This is a genomic window from Methylocystis sp. H62 (assembly GCF_015709515.1).
Lineage (GTDB): Bacteria > Pseudomonadota > Alphaproteobacteria > Rhizobiales > Beijerinckiaceae > Methylocystis.
Map to the genome: position 1 here is coordinate 233,668 of NZ_JADNQZ010000058.1, position 18,169 is coordinate 251,836.

At 63.1% G+C, this 18,169-nt stretch carries 19 protein-coding genes and 1 tRNA gene; 11 read left to right on the forward strand and 9 right to left on the reverse strand.

Going from position 1 to position 18,169, the window contains the following annotated elements; genetic code table 11:
- Nucleotides 1-2 precede the first annotated feature (2 nt).
- The 5 genes from IYY11_RS17815 to IYY11_RS17835 form a co-directional block, all read right to left on the reverse strand.
- Entirely contained in the window at nucleotides 3-1,019 is a 1,017-nt protein-coding gene (locus IYY11_RS17815; RefSeq protein ID WP_196405090.1) for a xanthine dehydrogenase family protein subunit M, read from the reverse strand.
- Complete coding sequence (locus IYY11_RS17820; protein WP_196405091.1) at nucleotides 1,016-1,537, reverse strand: (2Fe-2S)-binding protein; 522 nt, start codon at nucleotides 1,535-1,537, stop codon at nucleotides 1,016-1,018. Before IYY11_RS17820 ends, IYY11_RS17815 begins: the two co-directional genes overlap by 4 nt.
- Before the next feature lie 119 nt (nucleotides 1,538-1,656).
- Nucleotides 1,657-2,016, reverse strand: a complete 360-nt coding sequence (locus IYY11_RS17825) for a hypothetical protein (RefSeq protein WP_196405092.1) — start codon at nucleotides 2,014-2,016, stop codon at nucleotides 1,657-1,659.
- 349 nt (nucleotides 2,017-2,365) lie between these two features.
- Nucleotides 2,366-2,441, reverse strand: a tRNA-Ala gene (locus IYY11_RS17830).
- A gap of 243 nt (nucleotides 2,442-2,684) precedes the next feature.
- Nucleotides 2,685-3,059 (reverse strand): response regulator, encoded by a 375-nt coding sequence (locus IYY11_RS17835; protein WP_196405093.1) that lies wholly within the window; start codon nucleotides 3,057-3,059, stop codon nucleotides 2,685-2,687.
- Nucleotides 3,060-3,298: 239 nt separating this feature from the next.
- Here IYY11_RS17835 and IYY11_RS17840 point away from each other — a divergent pair, with 239 nt between their 5' ends.
- The 3 genes from IYY11_RS17840 to glcF are packed head-to-tail and all read left to right on the forward strand — an operon-like array spanning nucleotide 3,299 to nucleotide 7,302.
- Entirely contained in the window at nucleotides 3,299-4,792 is a 1,494-nt protein-coding gene (locus tag IYY11_RS17840; protein ID WP_196405094.1) for an FAD-linked oxidase C-terminal domain-containing protein, read from the forward strand.
- A gap of 2 nt (nucleotides 4,793-4,794) precedes the next feature.
- Complete coding sequence (gene glcE, locus IYY11_RS17845; RefSeq protein WP_196405095.1) at nucleotides 4,795-6,009, forward strand: glycolate oxidase subunit GlcE; 1,215 nt, start codon at nucleotides 4,795-4,797, stop codon at nucleotides 6,007-6,009.
- Between the two features lie 6 nt (nucleotides 6,010-6,015).
- On the forward strand, nucleotides 6,016-7,302 hold the full coding sequence (gene glcF, locus IYY11_RS17850) for a glycolate oxidase subunit GlcF (protein ID WP_196405096.1): 1,287 nt from the start codon (nucleotides 6,016-6,018) through the stop codon (nucleotides 7,300-7,302).
- Here glcF and trpS read toward each other — a convergent pair.
- The 4 genes from trpS to IYY11_RS17870 all read right to left on the reverse strand — a co-directional run bounded on the left by trpS (nucleotide 7,299) and on the right by IYY11_RS17870 (nucleotide 11,299).
- Nucleotides 7,299-8,333, reverse strand: coding sequence for a tryptophan--tRNA ligase (trpS, locus tag IYY11_RS17855; RefSeq protein ID WP_196405097.1), 1,035 nt, complete (start codon nucleotides 8,331-8,333; stop codon nucleotides 7,299-7,301). The genes glcF and trpS overlap by 4 nt on opposite strands.
- Nucleotides 8,334-8,557: 224 nt before the next feature.
- Nucleotides 8,558-9,862, reverse strand: a complete 1,305-nt coding sequence (gene hslU / locus IYY11_RS17860; RefSeq protein WP_196405098.1) for an ATP-dependent protease ATPase subunit HslU — start codon at nucleotides 9,860-9,862, stop codon at nucleotides 8,558-8,560.
- Nucleotides 9,863-9,931: 69 nt separating this feature from the next.
- Complete coding sequence (gene hslV / locus IYY11_RS17865; RefSeq protein WP_196405099.1) at nucleotides 9,932-10,495, reverse strand: ATP-dependent protease subunit HslV; 564 nt, start codon at nucleotides 10,493-10,495, stop codon at nucleotides 9,932-9,934.
- Between the two features lie 120 nt (nucleotides 10,496-10,615).
- Nucleotides 10,616-11,299, reverse strand: a complete 684-nt coding sequence (locus tag IYY11_RS17870; protein ID WP_196405100.1) for a hypothetical protein — start codon at nucleotides 11,297-11,299, stop codon at nucleotides 10,616-10,618.
- Nucleotides 11,300-11,693: 394 nt separating this feature from the next.
- On the opposite strand from IYY11_RS17870, the gene hisB reads away from it, so the two are divergent.
- The 8 genes from hisB to IYY11_RS17910 all read left to right on the forward strand — a co-directional run bounded on the left by hisB (nucleotide 11,694) and on the right by IYY11_RS17910 (nucleotide 18,038).
- The gene (gene hisB, locus IYY11_RS17875; protein WP_196405101.1) at nucleotides 11,694-12,290 is read left to right on the forward strand and encodes an imidazoleglycerol-phosphate dehydratase HisB; all 597 of its coding nucleotides are present in this window, start codon (nucleotides 11,694-11,696) and stop codon (nucleotides 12,288-12,290) included.
- A gap of 34 nt (nucleotides 12,291-12,324) precedes the next feature.
- A complete protein-coding gene (locus IYY11_RS17880) occupies nucleotides 12,325-12,750 on the forward strand; it encodes a DUF2628 domain-containing protein (protein WP_196405102.1) in 426 nt (141 codons plus the stop codon).
- Nucleotides 12,747-13,397, forward strand: a complete 651-nt coding sequence (hisH, locus tag IYY11_RS17885) for an imidazole glycerol phosphate synthase subunit HisH (protein WP_196405103.1) — start codon at nucleotides 12,747-12,749, stop codon at nucleotides 13,395-13,397. The genes IYY11_RS17880 and hisH overlap by 4 nt, the downstream gene beginning before the upstream one ends.
- Nucleotides 13,394-14,137, forward strand: a complete 744-nt coding sequence (gene hisA / locus IYY11_RS17890; RefSeq protein WP_196405381.1) for a 1-(5-phosphoribosyl)-5-[(5-phosphoribosylamino)methylideneamino]imidazole-4-carboxamide isomerase — start codon at nucleotides 13,394-13,396, stop codon at nucleotides 14,135-14,137. Before hisH ends, hisA begins: the two co-directional genes overlap by 4 nt.
- Complete coding sequence (gene hisF, locus IYY11_RS17895; protein WP_196405104.1) at nucleotides 14,137-14,913, forward strand: imidazole glycerol phosphate synthase subunit HisF; 777 nt, start codon at nucleotides 14,137-14,139, stop codon at nucleotides 14,911-14,913. The genes hisA and hisF overlap by 1 nt, the downstream gene beginning before the upstream one ends.
- Nucleotides 14,914-15,088: 175 nt before the next feature.
- Nucleotides 15,089-15,412, forward strand: a complete 324-nt coding sequence (locus IYY11_RS17900; RefSeq protein ID WP_196405105.1) for a phosphoribosyl-ATP diphosphatase — start codon at nucleotides 15,089-15,091, stop codon at nucleotides 15,410-15,412.
- Nucleotides 15,409-16,371 carry a type I pantothenate kinase gene (gene coaA, locus IYY11_RS17905; RefSeq protein WP_018408999.1) on the forward strand — a complete coding sequence of 321 codons (963 nt, stop codon included), beginning with the start codon at nucleotides 15,409-15,411 and terminating at the stop codon, nucleotides 16,369-16,371. Before IYY11_RS17900 ends, coaA begins: the two co-directional genes overlap by 4 nt.
- A 56-nt stretch (nucleotides 16,372-16,427) precedes the next feature.
- Nucleotides 16,428-18,038, forward strand: coding sequence for a Na+/H+ antiporter (locus IYY11_RS17910; RefSeq protein ID WP_196405106.1), 1,611 nt, complete (start codon nucleotides 16,428-16,430; stop codon nucleotides 18,036-18,038).
- Nucleotides 18,039-18,169: the final 131 nt, after the last annotated feature.

The window sequence follows — 18,169 nt, forward strand, 5'->3', positions numbered from 1 at the left end:
ACCTAAACGATCACTTTCACGGATTGGGACTGCGGCGTTCCGGCGGCCGCCTGCTCAAGGGCGCGGACGATCGCCCGCCGCGCAAGTTCGATTTTGAAGCGATTATGGGCAAAACCGATAGCGCCCTGCAAGATGATATCGGCTGCGCTGGAGAATGCTTTTCGATCAGCTAGCTCGCCCACGAGACTCTGCTCGGCGGCAGGAACGCGCCACGGCTTGTGGGCGACGCCGCCCAATGCGACGCGAGCGCAGGTAATCGCCCCTTCTTCAATCTTCAGAGCAGCAGCGACCGAAACAAGTGCGAAAGCGTAGGACAACCGATCGCGAATCTTCAGATAGCTGTAATGACGAGCAAACTTTTCGGATGGCAATTCGACCGCCGTTATGATCTCGTCACGAGCAAGATTTGTGTCGATTTCGGGCGTGTCGCCCGGCAAACGGTGAAAATCGGTGGAGTTGATGGCGCGATCGCCTTTCGCGCTGGAGACATGGACAACGGCGTCAAGCGCAGAGAGCGCGACGCACATATCCGAGGGGTGAACGGCGATACAGGATTTGCTCCAACCCAATATCGCATTCATGCGGTTAAAGCCTTCTGCTGCCCCGCAGCCCGACCCTGGACTTCGCTTATTGCAGGGAGTCGCGGTGTCGTAAAAATAGAGACAACGCGTTCGCTGTAATAAATTGCCGCCGGTCGAGGCCATGTTGCGCAGTTGAGGCGAGGCTCCCGCAAGAATGGCGCTCGAGAGAAGGGGATAACGCTGTGTGATGCGTTCGTCGTAAGCAAGATCGCTGTTGGGTACAAGAGCGCCGATCTTCAGGCCCCCTGTTTGCGTCTCATGAATTTCGTTAAGCGGCAGCCCTGTGATGTCGATTAAGCGCGTCGGTTGTTCGACGTCCTCCTTCATCAGATCGATGAGATTGGTGCCGCCCGCAATGAACTTCGCAGCCTGATGTTTCGTAATCTGGCTAAGAGCGTCGCCGACGTCGTTCGCCCGGACATAATCAAAATCGATCATGTCTGCGCTCCTTGCATGACCGCCTCGATCGCCGCCAGAATGTTGGGATAGCAGCCGCAGCGACAAATATTGCCGCTCATCAATTCTCTGATTTCATCACTCGTTTTCGCGCGGCCCTCGGCGATCAGTCCCACCGCCGAGCAGATCTGTCCGGGCGTGCAGTAGCCGCATTGAAAGCCGTCATGCGCAATGAAGGCGGTCTGAAGCTGATGCAGCTCGCCATTTTGCGCCAATCCCTCAATGGTGGTGATCTTGGCGCCGTCCTTCATGACGGCGAGCGTGAGACATGAAAGCACGCGTCGTCCGTTGATCAGCACCGTGCACGCGCCGCATTGGCCGTGGTCGCAACCCTTCTTGGTTCCGGTGAGGTCTAGATTTTCACGAAGGGCGTCGAGGAGGGTGGTCCACGGCCGCAGGAACACGCGGTGTTCCACGCCATTGACGTGCAAGTTCACCTCGAGCTTCGGCGGCAAGCTTCGCTCAGGAGGGTGCGATGTCGCCTGTGGTCTTCCCTGCATGGCTGATCCAAGAACGCGGAACTAGAACCGCCAGCATTAGGATTGGTTCCCTTGCAGCTTCAGGAGAGCATCGCAAATCAGATCGAGCGGAGAAGAGCACGATGGCTCGAAATGCTAGGTCATTTCTGTTCGACGCACGCGCCGTTGATCGACACCGTCATCTCGTGGGAGGCGGCGTTAACGGCATATAATTCCACAGCGCCGTTGGAACGGTTGATGTTGCCCCCCTGATTCTTCTTATTTTTGAAGACGTAATAGGCGTCATTCTTTCGAATGAGGGAAAAATTGCCATCAAGGGCGCTGACGTTAGTCAGCTTCACCGCAGCGCCTTTGATCTCAATGGAAAATGGCGCGGACTGGCTTGCGTCGCTCTGCTGAGCCGAGACTTCGCATTGATATGTCACCGGCGCATCTTCAGCGAAGGCCCAACCCGCGCAAAGCAAAGATATGATCGTCGCAACGCAGAGTCTTAATTTCATTTCGCAAGTTCCTTCTTTGGAAGTGTCGCCCGTCGCGCCGACGGCGTCGCTCGACCTCATTGGCGGGCAGCGCCATTGTCGCGAGATCGGCGCCATCCCACGTCGGAAAACGCATTTTGTATTCAATTCGTCCATTTGCTGAGCGTCTTTGAATGGTTCTCTCGCGCCAGGTTTCGTCGCGGGATCGCCCGTTTCGACCCCAGAATGATTTTTGCACGCCGAGACTGGCCGCGACGCTCAGAGGCTGCGCGGCGCTCTTACGATTCGGCTAGGGCCAAGTCCGGGATTTGACGAGAACCATTCCGTTGGTTTCTTCGAAAAACCACTTTAAAACAGCGAATTAGGATAGTGGTGGAGCCAGACGGAATCGAACCGACGACCTCTTCAATGCCATTGAAGCGCTCTCCCAACTGAGCTATGGCCCCGTTTTATTCGGACGCCTCTTGGGGGAGGCCGGACGGCTTGACGTCGTCGCGCGCTGTATAGTTCAGCCGCGCGTCGCCTGCAAGCCCGCTCAACAAGCCCGCTCAAAGAGGGTCGCCGCTCCGCCGTGGCCGGACCATCGAGGGGCGATCAAGAGCCGTCACGGTAACGGCTGCACGATGCGCGGCCCTTCGCGGGCAGATTGTCATGACGCGAACGCGCGCGCTCAGGTGAAGACAGAACTCTCAGCGCTTCTCTGCGAGAAAGGAATTCACGGTTTCCAAGAATTTGGCCACGGAAATCGGTTTCGACAAATAGGCTTCGCAGCCGCCCTGCAGGATCTTTTCCTCGTCGCCCTTCATCGCGAAGGCGGTGATCGCGATGACGGGAATGGCGCGCAGATCGTCGTCCTCCTTGAGAATGCGAGTGACTTCCAGACCGCTGATCTCGGGCAACTGGATATCCATCAGGATCAGATCCGGCCGATGGCTGCGCGCTAGGGATATCGCCTCGAAGCCGCTCTTTGTTTGCAGCGTCGCATGGCCGTTCGCTTCCAAGAGATCATTAAAGAGCTTCATATTGAGCTCGTTATCCTCGACGATGAGGATGGTCTTGGTCATTTCCCTTCGGCCCGTGTTTCCGTGTGCGATCGATCTCACCTAGCATAGGCGGATTAATGAAAAGCGCCAGAAATCCGCGCATTTCTAACGGTTGCGCGATCGGACCATGCTTGCGGGCAATTCGAGGCTCCTCTAAACGGTTCAAACCATAGGGCGCGGCCCGGAGCTGGGTCCATCGCCGCTTAGGCGAAGAGCTGCAGGTTCAGCAGCGCTCTCGCTCGCGTTGGAGGCGCGAGTCCATGACGCTTCTCATGCCGAAGCCCGAGCCGGCGATTATGTCGCGGCGCAATGAACTCATTGCGCGCCTCGGGGCCATGCTGCCGCCCGAAAGCCTGATCGTCGACGAGGTCGCACGTCGCGCCTACGAATGTGACGCCTTCACCATGTATCGGGCGCTCCCGCTGGTCGTCACGCTGCCGGAGAGCGTCGAACAGGTGCGCGCGATCATGGCGCTCGCCGCCGAGATGAACGTCAAGGTCGTGCCCCGCGGCGCTGGCACGTCGCTGTCTGGCGGTTCGATGCCGCTCGAAGACGGCATTCTTCTCGGGATGTCCAAGTTCAATCGCATTCTCGAAATCGACTATGAAAACCGCTGCGCGCGCGTGCAGCCGGGCGTGCAGAACCTGGCGATCTCGAAAGCCGTCGAAGCGCAGGGCTTCTATTACGCGCCGGATCCGTCGTCGCAGATCGCCTGTTCGATCGGCGGCAATGTCGCCGAGAATTCCGGCGGCGTTCACTGCCTGAAATACGGCCTGACGACCAACAATATCCTCGGACTCGACGTCGTGCTGATGGGCGGCGACCTCATCCGGCTCGGCGGCAAGCATCTCGACAGCGAGGGATATGACCTTATCGGCCTGATGACCGGCTCCGAAGGCTTGCTTGGCGTCGTCACCGAGGTGACGGTGCGTCTGCTCCAGAAGCCGCCCATGGCGCGGGGACTGCTGCTCGGCTTTGCGAGCGTCGCGGCGGGGGCGCGCTGCGTCGGCGCGATCATTGCGCGCGGCGTCATCCCCGCGGGGCTCGAAATGATGGACAAGGCGACAATTCATGCGGTCGAGCGCTTTCAGCCCTGCGGCTATCCGCTGGACGTCGAGGCGCTCCTCATCGTCGAACTCGACGGGCCGCAGGCCGAAGTCGATCATCTTGTCGGCGTCGTGCAGGATATCGCGCGCGAGGAAGGGGCGACCACGATACGGGCGTCGACCAGCGAGGCCGAGCGGCTGCAGTTCTGGGCCGGTCGCAAGAACGCCTTTCCGGCGGTGAGCTGCATCGCGCCCGACTATCTTTGCATGGACGGCACGATCCCGCGGGCGCGGCTGCCGGAAGCGCTCGCCGGCATGGATCGGCTCGCCAAAGAGCAGGGGCTGAGCGTCGCCAACGTCTTTCATGCCGGCGACGGCAATCTCCACCCGCTCATTCTCTACGACGCGTCGAAAGAGGGCGACATTGAGCGCGCGGAAAAGCTCGGTTTCGACATTTTGCGCCTGTGCGTCTCGCTCGGCGGCGTTCTCACTGGCGAACATGGCGTCGGCGTCGAGAAGCGCGACCTCATGGGCGAGATGTTCACCGAGGTGGATCTCGCGCAGCAGATGCGGCTCAAATGCGCCTTTGATCCGGAGGGCCGGCTGAATCCGGGCAAGGTGTTTCCGACGCTGCATCGCTGCGCTGAACTCGGGATGATGCATGTCTCGGGCGGTAAAATGCCCTTTCCCAACCTGCCGAGATTTTAGCAATGCAGTCCGCTTGCGCGACGCTCGACATCCGCGACGAGGCGGACGCGGTCGACGCCATTAGCGCGGCGAAGGCGAAAGGCGACTGCTGCGCGATCGTCGGCGGCGGCTCCAAGTCGGGGCTCGGCCGCTTCGCGCCGCAAGCGCAGGCGCTCTCCACGGCCGCGCTGACGGGCGTGACGCTCTATGAACCCGATGAACTCGTGCTCTCGGCGCGCGCCGGCGTTCCTCTGAGCGAGATCGAAGCGCTGCTCGATCAGCATGGACAGCAGCTCGCCTTCGAGCCCATGGATTACGGACGGCTGTTTGGCGCAGAAGCGGGCGGCGCCACCATCGGCGGCGTCATCGCGGTGAACGCTGCGGGCCCGCGGCGCATCAAAGCCGGCGCGGCGCGCGATCATCTGCTCGGGTTCCGCTGCATCACCGGCCGCGGCGAACTGGTGAAATCCGGCGGCCGCGTCATGAAGAACGTCACCGGCTATGACCTGTCGAAGCTCGTCTGCGGCTCTTACGGCACGCTGGCGCTTCTGACGGAGCTGACGCTCAAGGTGCTCCCGAAGCCGCAGACCGAATGCACGTTGCTGGCGATCGGCGCGGATGAGGCGGAGAGCCTCGCGCTGCTACGCCGAGCCACCGCGACGCCTTGCGAGCCTTCGGCGCTCGCGATGCTGCCAGCAGGCGCGGCTTTGGCGCTGGACGCCGATGCGGCCGCGATACGCCTCGAGGGTCCCGCCATTTCGGTGACGGCGCGCCGCGACGATCTCGTCGCGCGACTGGCGAGCGGCGGTCTCCGATTTGAGACGCTCGATGAACACGACTCCGCGGCGTTGTGGCGAGGTTTGCGGGACGCCGCGCCCGTCGCCGCCAAGGTCGGCCAAATCTGGCGCATTTCCGTTGCGCCGAGTGAAGGTTTCGCGGTCGTCGAGCGCATCCGCCGCACGGGCGCGCCCGTGCTCGCGCATTTCTACGACTGGGCCGGCGGACTGATCTGGCTGCGCCTCGAGGCCGCGCCCGACGCGCATGCCGCCGTCGTGCGCCGCGCGGTGGACGCCTGCGGCGGCCATGCGACGCTGATCCGCGCGAGCGCAGAGATTCGCGCGACAGTCGACGTCTTCCATCCGCAACCGGCCGCGCTTGCGGCGCTGACGCGCCGCGTCAAGGCAAGCTTCGATCCGGCGCATATTTTGGAGCGCGGCCGCATGCGCGCGGAGTTTTAAGAGACGATGCAGACGTTCTTCTCGCTGCAGGCGCTCGCCGATCCCGACGTGGCGGAGACGGAGCAGATTTTGCGCGCCTGCGTGCATTGCGGATTCTGCAACGCGACATGCCCGACCTATCTTCTCACCGGCGACGAACTCGATAGCCCGCGCGGCCGCATCTATCTCATTAAGGAGATGTTCGAGAAGGAGCGGCCGGCTGACGCGCGCACGGCCCTTCATATCGATCGTTGTCTGTCATGCCTCTCCTGCATGACCACCTGTCCTTCGGGCGTGCATTTCATGCATCTTGTCGATCACGCCCGGGCGCATATCGAACAAACATATGCGCGACCCTTCAAGGAGCGCGCCATGCGCGCGGCGCTCGCTTTCGTCTTGCCGCGTCCTTTTCTCGCGCGCCCGCTGTTTCGCGTCGCGGCGGCGCTGCGCCCCTTGGCGCGCTTGCTGCCGCGCCGACTCGCGGCGCCGTTCGCCCTGGCGCCGTCCAGCCTTCCGCCTGTTTCCAGCGTCGACGCCCCGCAGGTCTTCGCCGCGCAAGGCGCGCGCAAGATGCGCGTTGCGCTGCTCAATGGCTGCGTTCAGACGGTCATCGACACATCGATCAACGAGGCGACGATACGGCTCCTGACGCGTCACGGCGTCGAGGTCGTCGTCGCGAAGGGCGCCGGCTGCTGTGGGGCGCTGCCGCATCATCTGGGAAAGGTGGACGACTCGCTACGCTATGCGCGCGCGAACATCGACGCCTGGTGGCGCGAAATCGACTCTGGCGGACTCGATCATATTGTCGTCAACGCGTCGGGCTGCGGCACGAGCGTGAAGGACTATGGCCATATGTTCCGCAACGATCCGACTCTCGCGGACAGGGCTGCGCGCATCTCGGCGATGACGAAAGATGTGACGGAGCTGATGACTGAGATTGGCTTTGCGCTGTCGGTCGACGCGCCGAAACTTCGGGTCGCCTACCATTCCGCCTGCTCTCTGCAGCATGGGCAGAAGGTATCGCAAGAGCCGATCGCGCTGCTGGCCGCCGCGGGCTTTAATGTCGTCTCCGTTCCGGAGGGTCACATCTGCTGCGGTTCGGCGGGAACCTATAATGTGCTGCAGCCGAAGCTGGCCGATGAGCTGCGGTCGCGAAAAGTCGCAAATATCGAGAGCGTCGCGCCGGACATTGTCGCGGCGGGCAACATCGGCTGCATCGTGCAGATCAGGTCGGGAACGCCCGTCCCAGTCGTCCACACAGTGGAATTGCTCGACTGGGCGAGCGGGGGGCCGAAGCCTACGATGCTCGGCTAGCGCAAAAACCCCACGATATCCTTCACCGCATTCATGTTCTCGCGGGCGATGGCGCGGGCGCGTTCGGCGCCGTCGCGCAGCACGCCGTCGACATAGCTCTCATCCTCGCGAATGCGGCGCATTTTGTCGGTGATCGGCGCGAGCTTGGCGACGGCGAGATCGACAAGCGCGCTCTTGAAGCTTGAGAAATTGGCGCCGCCGAATTCGCCGAGCACATCGGCTTTGCTGCGGCCCGAAAGCGCCGCGAAGATGCCGACGAGATTGTAGGCCTCGGGGCGCCCTTCGAGGCCCTTTTCCTCGGAAGGTAGCGCGTCGGGATCGGTCTTCGCCTTCCTCACCTTCTGCGCGATCTGGTCGGCGTCGTCCGAGAGATTGATGCGCGAATAATCCGAGGCGTCGGACTTCGACATTTTCTTCGTGCCGTCGCGCAGGCTCATCACCCGCGTCGCGGGGCCGGAGATCAGCGGCTCGGGCAGGGGGAAAAAGGCCTCGCCAAAGCCGTTGCGCGCGATCGATTCCGAGAAGTCGTTGTTGAATTTTTGCGCGATGTCGCGCGCGAGTTCGAGATGCTGCTTCTGGTCGTCGCCGACCGGCACATGCGTCGCGCGATAGATCAAAATATCGGCGGCCATCAGCACCGGATAGTCTAGCAGGCCCATTGAGGCGTTCTCGCGATCCTTGCCGGCCTTGTCCTTGAACTGCGTCATGCGGTTGAGCCAGCCGATGCGCGCGACGCAATTCAACACCCAGGCGAGCTCGGCGTGCTCCGGCACCTGGCTCTGGTTGAAGACGATGTTCTCTTTGGGGTCGATGCCGCAGGCGATGAAGGCGGCGGCGATTTCGCGCGTGTTCGCCTTCAGCGCGATCGGATCCTGCGGCACCGTGATCGCGTGCAGGTCGACGACGCAATAGATGCAGTCGAAGTTCTTCTGCAGCTCGACGAATTTGACGATCGCGCCGAGATAGTTGCCGAGATGCAGATTGCCGGTGGACTGCACGCCCGAGAAGACGCGCTGAGGAAATGGGGACATGTGATTGGCCAAGGTTTTGGGTTTGGCCGGTCTTATGGCGAGAAGCGGGGGCTGAGGCAAGCGTGCTGTTTGCGAATAGAATTTGTCAAATGCCCCAGCCCCCCATCTCACTTCTCCCGCAAGCGGGGAGAAGTGGCGTTAGGCGTTGCGCTGAAGACCCCTCTCCCCGCTTGCGGGGAGAGGTACGGTGAGGGGCTTGTGCGATGAGCGCTGGCTAAATTGCGTTACAAAATAAACCGGCTCAAATCCCTGTTTCTGGCCAGATCGCCGATGTGCTCCTCGACATAGGCGCCGTCGATCACGATACTGTCGCCTGCGCGGTCGGACGCCGAGAAGCTGATGTCGTCGAGCACGCGCTCCATCACCGTTTGCAGACGCCGCGCGCCGATGTTCTCGACCGAGGTGTTCACCTGCACGGCGACCTTGGCGATCGCGTCGACGGCGGATGGCGAAAATTCGAGCGTCAGGCCCTCGGTGCCCAATAGCGCCGAATACTGCTTCGTCAGGCAGGCTTCGGTTTCGGTGAGAATGCGGCGGAAGTCGTCTTCGTTGAGCGAAGCGAGTTCGACGCGAATCGGCAAGCGTCCCTGCAGTTCCGGCAGAAGGTCGGAGGGCTTCGCCACATGGAAGGCGCCGGAGGCGATGAACAGGACATGGTCGGTCTTCACCGTTCCATGTTTCGTCGCGACCGTCGTGCCTTCGATCAGCGGCAGTAGGTCACGCTGCACGCCTTCGCGCGAAACATCGGCGCCGCCGCGTCCTTCGCGCGCGCAGATCTTATCCATCTCGTCGATGAAAACGATGCCGTTGTTTTCGACCTCGTGGATCGCCTCGCGGACGCTCGCTTCCTGATCGATCAGCTTGTCGCTCTCTTCGGCGATCAGAGGTCCCTGCGCCTCTTTGACCGAGAGTTTGCGCGGTTTGCCGCGCTGCATCGCCTTGCCGAAAATATCGCCGAGCGAAAAGGCGGAGACGCTGGCGCCGGGCATGTTCGGCAGTTCGAACATCGGCATCGAGGAGCCCGACTGCGTCAGCTCGACTTCGATTTCCTTGTCGTCGAGTTCGCCCGCGCGCAGGCGGCGGCGAAACGTTTCACGCGTGCCGGGCGACGCGGCGGGCCCCACCAGCGCATCGAGCGTGCGCTCTTCGGCCGCTTGCTGCGCGCGCGCCTGCACGTCCTTGCGGCGGCGCTCCTTGACCATCAGGATGGCGACCTCGACCAGATCGCGCACGATCTGTTCGACGTCGCGGCCGACATAGCCGACCTCGGTGAATTTCGTCGCTTCGACTTTGATGAAGGGCGCATTGGCGAGACGCGCCAGACGCCGGGCGATTTCGGTCTTGCCGCAGCCCGTCGGGCCGATCATCAGGATGTTCTTGGGCAGCACCTCTTCGCGCATCTGGCCTTCGAGCTGCAGTCGCCGCCAGCGGTTGCGCAGCGCGATGGCGACGGCGCGCTTGGCGTCGCTTTGTCCAACGATGTAGCGATCAAGTTCGGAAACGATCTCGCGCGGCGAGAAGTCGGCCATGGGAAGTTCCTTCGGAACGGCATTAGGCAGTCGGCAGTCGTATCATCCCACTGCCGAACACCGACTGCCCTAAATCTTCTCCACCACCACATTCTGGTTGGTGTAGACGCAAATCTCGGAGGCGATCACCATCGCGCGGCGGGCGATGGTTTCGGCGTCGAGGGACGAATCGAGCAGGGCGCGACCGGCGGCGAGCGCGTAGTTTCCGCCCGAGCCGATCGCGGCCACCGCGCCCTCGCCGGTGCCTTCCGGCTCAAGCACGTCGCCGGAGCCGGTGAGCACGAGGCCGACGCTCTTGTCGGCGACGAGCATCATCGCCTCCAGGCGCCGCAGATAGCGGTCCATGCGCCAGTCCTTGGCGAGTTCGACGCAGGCGCGCATCAACTGTCCGGGATATTGCTCGAGCTTCGATTCAAGCCGTTCGAAGAGCGTGAAGGCGTCGGCGGTCGCGCCGGCGAAACCGGCGATCACGTCGCCCTTGCCCAAACGGCGCACTTTCTTGGCGTTGCCCTTCATGATCGTCTGGCCGAGGCTGACCTGGCCGTCGCCGGCGATCACCGTTTCTCCGGCTTTCTTGACGAGGATGATCGTCGTCGCGTGCATGGCCGCAAAGCGGTGTTTTTCGCTATCCATTCGCCTCATCCAGCCAGAGATGTGGAGCCGATGTAAGGTTTGGCGGCGATTTGAGCAAGGGCGGAGCGGCGAGGGGGCAGCCGCGCTATTCGCCAGTCGGGCTCGGATTTGATGCAAGACTCACTCGCGCGGCGCCCCGGCGAGCGGCGCGGGAAAATCCAGGACTTCACGCGTATAGGTCTCATGCACCTCGGAGAGAGGACGTTGATCGCGCGCATAGACGACGGCCGTGTGCTCGAAGAGGTCGTGCGGAATGGAGAGCGCGCCGCTGGCCTTTTCAGGCGCGGCCGTCGGGGCCGAGAGCTCCCAGCCCTCGGGCAAGGGCGACCAGCGCATCTTCATGTCTATGGTGCGACGGAACGGCTGCAGCGGTGCGATGGCCTTGCCGAAGGGCGTTTCCGTCGTCTCCAGCGTGCGGTTCATTTCGTCGGAAAGCCGCCCAGGCACGTACCAATTGTCGGCCTCGGAGAGCACGTGATCGCCGCAGGCGAGCTGCACGCGCCGGTAGTTCACCGGCTCCGCGTCGCTGACGTCGAGCCGCCGGCGCGTCTCCGCGCTCGGCTGCTGCTCGATTCCAGCGACGCGGCGGGCGACGATCTTGGGCTCCGCGGACATTTTGTGATCGGCGCACCATTTCTCGAGCGTCGCCGTCGCGCTGCGGCTTGCGAGCAGGGAGGCGTTGAGCGTTTGCATGAGCGCCAGCGCTTCGATGCGCGGCACGAAGCCGTCCCGCCATGGCTCGCCGGCGGCCGGAACCGATATCAATGCCGCTAGGGGGAGCGCGAAACCGAGCCCAAGTCGCATGTTATAAGTCTCCTTGCGCTCTTGCGGAGCGGCAGATTCTCGCCACGACTTCACGATCTATTCGTCCCCAACGGCCGAAGTCGCCGCCGGTGCGGCATTTAGCGTGTTCTTGATCCTTTGTCGCGAAGCTACAAGCGCCTATCGGCATCCGACTAATTGCCGTGGTTGCGCTTGGGTGAGGAATCAGCGCGAACATATGGACCATTCTCTTCTTTGGTTAGACCGATTTGGTTTAGGCCGATTTGCCGACAAACAAGAGTGAGTTGGCGCGCATCTCGCTTCTCCTTGACGCCCAAGCGGTTCGGGTGGCGAATCCAGGGCGGAGTTGCTACAAGCTGGCCGCTTGCGGCCAAAGTCGCCGGAAGCGCCGGCAGGGCCCAAGAAAAGGTTGGAAATGCGCAGCGCGACGATCGAGCGCAACACCAAGGAAACCAAAATCTCGGTCACCGTCGACCTCGACGGGGACGGCCGCTCGGATATATCGACCGGCGTGGGGTTTTTCGATCATATGCTCGACCAGATCGCTCGTCATGCGCCGCTGGATCTTGCCGTGCGCGCTGCGGGCGATCTGCATATCGATGGCCATCACACGGTCGAGGACGTCGGCATCGCCGTGGGCCAGGCGGTGGATCGCGCGCTTGGAGACCGCAAGGGCATTTCCCGCTATGGCGACGCGCATGTGCCGCTCGACGAGGCCCTGACCCGCGTCGTCGTGGACGTTTCGGGGCGGCCCTTTCTCGTCTACGAGGTCGCCTTTCCGGCGCAGCGGATCGGCGGCTTTGACACCGAGCTGATGCGCGAATTCTTCCAGGCCTTTGCGGTTCACGCCCGCGTCGGGCTGCACATCGAATGTCTGCGCGGCGTCAACAGCCACCATATCGCCGAGAGCGCCTTCAAAGGCTTCGCGCGCGCCTTCGGCAAGGCGGTGGCGATCGATCCGCGCCGCACGCAGGGGGAAGCGCCTTCCACCAAGGGAACGCTCACCGCCTGAAAAAAGGCGGGTGACGCCGACGAGGGGACGGCCGATGGCGATATTCACTATTTATTTTCCGCGGATGGCGCCGGGCCAGCTTCCCGCGCCGGACAAGATCGTCTTCTTGCGCGACGGGTTTTCCTGGCCGGCCTTTATTTTCGGTCCGTTCTGGCTTGCGTGGCGGCGCGCCTGGCTGGTCGCGGTCCTCTGGACGCTTCTTCTCGTCGCCTTGGCGCTTATCGCCTGGCAGCTGCGGGTGTCGCGCGACGCGATGTCCTGGCTGACGCTCGGACTCGCTGTCTGGCTCGGTTTCGAGGGGGAACGGCTCGTCGGCTGGAATTTGGCGCGTCGCGGCTACGTCGAGCAGGATCTCGTCATCGGCGATGACCTCGACGAGGCGGAGGCGGCCTACTTCCACCGCCATCGCCTTTCTGAGCCGACCGTGAAAGACGATGTCGCTGGGGGACTTGCTCCTTGACGACCGCGATCATCGACTATGGGTCGGGCAATCTGCATTCCGCCTTGAAAGCCTTTGAGCGCGCCGCCCGCGAGTCGCAGGCGCAAGGCGACATCTGCGTCACCAGCGACCCCGACGTCGTTCGCGCCGCCGAGCGCGTCGTGCTGCCGGGCGTTGGCGCTTTCGCCGATTGTCGCCGCGGCCTGATGGCGATCAAAGGTCTTTACGCCGCCCTGCAAGAGGCGGTCATCGACCGTGGCCGGCCGTTCTTAGGGATTTGCGTCGGCATGCAGCTTATGGGCGCGCGCGGTCTTGAACATGGCGAAACGCCGGGCCTCGGCTGGGTTCCGGGCGACGTCGCGGCGATCGCGCCTGCCGACCCGTCGCTCAAAATCCCGCATATGGGTTGGAATACGCTGACGCTGAGCCGGGAACATCCGCTCTTTGCCGGCGTGCCGACGGGAGAGCGTGGCTTGCACGCCTATTTCGTGCACTCGTTCCAGCTGGCGCCGACGTCGCCGGAGCACGTTCTGGCGACCACCGACTATGGCGCGCCGCTCACCGCGGCCGTGGCGCGCGACAATCTCGTCGGCGTGCAGTTTCATCCCGAAAAAAGCCAGAGGCTGGGCCTAGCGTTGATCGGCAATTTCCTGAGGTGGCGTCCGTGATTCTGTTTCCCGCAATCGATTTGAAGGAAGGTCAGTGCGTGCGCCTCGCGCAGGGCGATATGGACCGCGCGACCGTGTTCAATGACGATCCCGCCGAGCAGGCGCGCGCTTTCCAGCGAGTCGGTTTCGAATATCTGCATGTCGTCGATCTCGACGGCGCCTTCGCGGGGGCGCCGCGCAACGCCCAGGCGGTCGAATCCATTCTCGCCGCACTGACGATTCCCGTGCAGCTCGGCGGCGGCATTCGCGACATGCGCACGCTGTCGCGCTGGTTGGAAAAAGGCGTTGCGCGCGTCATCATCGGCACGGCGGCCGTCAAAGACCCGTCTTTCGTGCGCGAGGCGGCGCGCCTTCACCCGGGCCGCGTCGCCGTAGGGGTCGACGCCAAGAACGGTTTTGTCGCCGTCGACGGCTGGGCGCGCGCCACGCGCATGTCGGCGCTCGATCTCGGCAAGAGCTTCGAAGACGCGGGCGTGAGCGCCATCATCTACACCGACATCTCGCGCGACGGCGTTTTGACCGGCCTCAACATCGAGGCGACCCTGGCGCTCGCCGACGCCTTGACGATTCCCGTCATCGCCTCCGGCGGCCTCGCGTCGCTCGCCGACGTGGAGCGGCTGCTGCAGCCCGATTGCCGCAAGCTCGCCGGCGCGATCACCGGACGGGCGCTCTATGACGGGCGGCTCGATCCGGGGCAGGCGTTGGCGATGATCCGCGCGCGGGCGGCGGAGGACGCTTAGTGCTGAAGGCGCGCGTCATTCCCTGCTTGGACGTGAAAGGCGGACGCGTCGTCAAAGGCGTCAATTTCGTCGATCTGCGCGACGCCGGCGATCCGGTCGAATGCGCCATCGCCTATGACGCCGCCGGCGCCGACGAACTCTGCTTTCTCGACATCACCGCAAGCCATGAAGACCGTGGCATTCTGCTCGACGTCGTGCAGCGCACCGCGGAAGCCTGCTTCATGCCGCTGACCGTGGGCGGCGGCGTGCGCACGCTGGACGACATTCGCAATCTGCTGCTCGCCGGCGCCGACAAGGTCTCGATCAATTCCGCCGCCGTCGCCAATCCCGGCTTCGTTCGCGAAGCGTCGGAAAAATTCGGCGCGCAATGCATCGTCGTGGCTATTGACGCCAAGCGCGCTGCCGAGGGACGCTGGGAAATCTTCACCCACGGCGGGCGCCGCGCAACGGGGATCGACGCAGTGGAATTTGCGCGGGAGGTCAGCGAACGCGGCGCAGGCGAAATCCTGCTCACCTCGATGGATCGCGACGGCACGAAAAGCGGCTTCGACATCGCGCTGACGCGCGCCGTCGCCGACGCCGTGCAGGTGCCGGTCATCGCTTCGGGCGGCGTTGGAACGCTCGACCATCTCGTCGCCGGCGTCAAAGAAGGCCATGCGAGCGCCGTGCTCGCCGCTTCTATTTTCCATTTCGGCGAATATTCGATCCCGCAGGCGAAGCTGCACATGGCGGCGGCGGGGCTGCCGATGCGCCTCGACGGCCTGGAGGCGATGTGATGATGGCAAAATCCAGTTGCAGCGCGGGGGCGATGACCCCCTCCCTGTCCCTCCCCCGCTTCGCTTCGCTCGCGGGAGAGGGGACGCTAACGATCGGCGTTAGCGAAATCCCGATGAAGCGCGGAATCTGCTCCCTCTCCCGCGCAGCGGGGGAGGGTTGGGGAGGGGGGCTGTCTTGAGTTTCACGCTCGACGATCTCGCCGCGCTCATCAAAGCACGGCGCAATGACAGCGCCTCGACCTCCTATACGAAGACCCTGCTCGACGCCGGAATGCCGCGCATCGCCAAGAAATTCGGCGAAGAGGCGGTCGAAACGGTGATCGCAGCGATGGAGAGCGACCGAAGCGCGCTCGTCAACGAGGCCGCGGACACGTTCTATCATCTTCTGGTCATGCTCGAAGCGCGGGACATTTCGCTCGGCGACGTGTTGCACGAACTGGAGCGGCGCACGAAACAGTCCGGGCTTGCGGAGAAAGCCGCGCGTGGAGCAAAGGAATGACGGTGGCGGAGCTCGTCCCCAACAACGAGGCTCTTTCCCCCTACCGGCATTTTACGCGCGCCGAATGGGCGTCGCTGCGCGCCGATACGCCGCTGACGCTGACGCTCGATGATCTCGTCCGATTGAAGTCCCTCAACGATCCGATCTCGCTCGAGGAAGTCATCGAAATCTATCTGCCGCTGTCGCGCCTGCTCGCGCTATACGTCGCGGCGACGCAGGGCCTCTTCAAGGCGACGCAGCGCTTTCTCGGCGCCGAGGACGGCAAGGTTCCTTACATTATCGGGGTCGCGGGCTCCGTCGCCGTGGGGAAGTCCACGACGGCGCGCGTATTGCGCGCTCTGCTGTCGCGCTGGCCGAATACGCCGAAAGTGGAGCTCATCACCACCGACGGATTTCTGTTGCCCAACAGGATCCTTGAAGCCGAAAAGCTGATGGACAAGAAGGGCTTTCCGGAAAGCTACGACAACAAGTCGCTGCTGCGATTTCTTTCCGACGTGAAGGCGGGACGGCGCAACGTCTGCGCGCCGGTCTATTCGCACATGACCTATGACGTCGTCGAGGGCGAAGCGAGCTGCGTCGATCGTCCCGACATTCTCATCGTCGAAGGCGTCAACGTCTTGCTTGCGCCGCGCATGCGCGACGGCCGCGAAATTCCCTTCGTCTCCGACTTCTTCGATTTCTCGGTCTATCTCGATGCGCCCGAAGGCGTGCTGGAGCGATGGTATGTGGAGCGCTTCCGGCGCCTTCAGCAGACCGCGTTCCGCGATCCGAAATCCTACTTCCGCGTCTATGCCGATCTCGATGCAGAGGAGACGACGCGCGTCGCAAAAGACATATGGACGCGCATCAATCTCGAGAATCTGCGCCAGAACATCGCCCCGACCCGCCCGCGCGCGAGTTTGATCCTCACCAAGGACGCCGATCACAGGATCGAGGAAGTGTCGCTGCGCAAATTATAAGCTTCGCTTCGACGACGATGTGGAGTTCGCTTGCGTAAGGCTTATAGGGTAGGCGAATGATCGCGGGTCTGCAAACGCTTGTCTTTCTTCTCGCGGCGGTGGCGTTCGTCGCCTTCATCGCGTCGCGCTCCGGCGCCGCCGCGCCAATCCTGCTGGTCGCTGCCGGCGTGCTGATCGCCGTCGCCCCGGGCGTGCCCGCCCTTGTGCTGGAGCCACAATTCGTGCTGCTCCTCGTGCTGCCGCCGGTGATCTACATCTCCGCGGTCAATATGAGCTGGCGGGAGTTCAAATTTAATCTGCGGCCGATCCTTCTGCTCGCCGTTGGCTGCGTCGTCTTCACCACCATTTCCGTCTCGCTCGCGACGAAATGGCTGCTCGGCTGGCCGCTGGCCGTCGGTTTCGTGCTCGGCGCCATCGTGTCGCCGCCCGACGCCGTGGCGCCGCTCGCCATTGCGCGCCGCATGCAGTTGCCGCGGCGCATCTCGGTCATTTTGGAGGGAGAGGGTCTCGCCAATGACGCTACCGCGCTTGTCCTTTATCGCTTCGCGGTGGCGGCGGTCAGCGTCGGCTCCTTTTCGCTGGCGCAAGGAGGCGAGACCTTCACGGCGATTATCGCCGGCGAAATCGTGTGGGGCATTGGCGTCGGCTGGACGATGCTGCGGCTGCGTCGCTTCATGCGCGATCCGCGCATTGAAATCACTCTCTCGCTGATCACCCCGTTCTTGGCCTATTGGCCGCCTGAACATCTCGGCGGCTCGGGCGTCATCGCGACGGTCGCCACCGGCCTCTATATCAGCTGGAACGGCCCCAGATTGATCAGCGCCGCGACGCGCTTGCAAGGCGTGTTCTTCTGGGATTTCTTCCTTTTTCTGATCGAAGGCCTGGTTTTTCTCTTCACCGGCCTGCAGGCGCAGGCGCTTTTTGCGCGAATCCAAGACCATTCGCTGTACGAACTGACGACGTCCGCCGCGATCGTTTCGCTTGTCGTAATCGCGGCGCGCTTCGTGTGGACGTTTCCGATCACCTACCTGCCGCGATGGCTGATTCCGCCGCTGGCGCGACGCGATCCTTCGCCGCCGTGGCAGTGGCCGTTCATCATTTCCTTCACTGGCGTGCGCGGGATTGTCTCGCTCGCCGCGGCGCTGGCGATCCCGCTCGCCACCGCGGACGGCGCGCCGTTTCCCTATCGCGACTCGATCTTTTTTCTCACCTTCTGCGTCGTGATGGTGACGCTCGTCTTCCAGGGGTCGGCGTTGCCCTGGATCATTCGCAAACTCGGCCTCGTCAAAACCGGCATGAGGGAACGCGTCCTCGACCGGGCTGAAGAGCTGCGCGCCCGCCACGCCGCGATCGAGGCGTCGAGCGCAAAACTCGCGCGTTTTGGCGCGGAAAATGACGTGCCGGAAGAAGCGATGAACTCGCTTCTCGCGCAACAGGACTATTTTCTGTCGCGCGTACGCATGAAATGTGAGGCAAGTGAAGAACGCCGTGCGCTGACGGCGCTGCACGATGAGATCGAACTGCAGCTCATCGCCGAGGAGCGCAATCTGATCAACGGCATGCTACGCGAAGACAAACTTACCGACGAAGCGCGCCGCCGCATCGAGCGCGAACTCGATCTGCGCGAGGCGGACACGCTGAATCGGAGGAAAGAGCGGCTGGGGTAGGCGGCGCGGCGCGCCAAGAACGCGGCGCTCGGGAAACGTCAAGAGCCCCCTCCCTGTCCCTCCCCCGCTTCGCGGGAGAGGGAACGCTAACGATCGGCGTTAGCGAAATCCCGACGAAGCGCGGAATCTGC

Coding starts and splice junctions, on each gene's coding strand:
- IYY11_RS17840 (WP_196405094.1), top strand. CDS start 3,299: ATGACGCTTCTCATGCCGAAGCCCGAGCCGGCGATTATGTCGCGGCGC.
- hisB (WP_196405101.1), top strand. CDS start 11,694: ATGCGCAGCGCGACGATCGAGCGCAACACCAAGGAAACCAAAATCTCG.
- IYY11_RS17815 (WP_196405090.1), bottom strand. CDS start 1,019: ATGATCGATTTTGATTATGTCCGGGCGAACGACGTCGGCGACGCTCTT.
- glcF (WP_196405096.1), top strand. CDS start 6,016: ATGCAGACGTTCTTCTCGCTGCAGGCGCTCGCCGATCCCGACGTGGCG.
- IYY11_RS17820 (WP_196405091.1), bottom strand. CDS start 1,537: ATGCAGGGAAGACCACAGGCGACATCGCACCCTCCTGAGCGAAGCTTG.
- hslV (WP_196405099.1), bottom strand. CDS start 10,495: ATGGATAGCGAAAAACACCGCTTTGCGGCCATGCACGCGACGACGATC.
- IYY11_RS17835 (WP_196405093.1), bottom strand. CDS start 3,059: ATGACCAAGACCATCCTCATCGTCGAGGATAACGAGCTCAATATGAAG.
- IYY11_RS17880 (WP_196405102.1), top strand. CDS start 12,325: ATGGCGATATTCACTATTTATTTTCCGCGGATGGCGCCGGGCCAGCTT.
- coaA (WP_018408999.1), top strand. CDS start 15,409: ATGACGGTGGCGGAGCTCGTCCCCAACAACGAGGCTCTTTCCCCCTAC.
- IYY11_RS17910 (WP_196405106.1), top strand. CDS start 16,428: ATGATCGCGGGTCTGCAAACGCTTGTCTTTCTTCTCGCGGCGGTGGCG.
- IYY11_RS17870 (WP_196405100.1), bottom strand. CDS start 11,299: ATGCGACTTGGGCTCGGTTTCGCGCTCCCCCTAGCGGCATTGATATCG.
- hslU (WP_196405098.1), bottom strand. CDS start 9,862: ATGGCCGACTTCTCGCCGCGCGAGATCGTTTCCGAACTTGATCGCTAC.
- IYY11_RS17825 (WP_196405092.1), bottom strand. CDS start 2,016: ATGAAATTAAGACTCTGCGTTGCGACGATCATATCTTTGCTTTGCGCG.
- trpS (WP_196405097.1), bottom strand. CDS start 8,333: ATGTCCCCATTTCCTCAGCGCGTCTTCTCGGGCGTGCAGTCCACCGGC.
- glcE (WP_196405095.1), top strand. CDS start 4,795: ATGCAGTCCGCTTGCGCGACGCTCGACATCCGCGACGAGGCGGACGCG.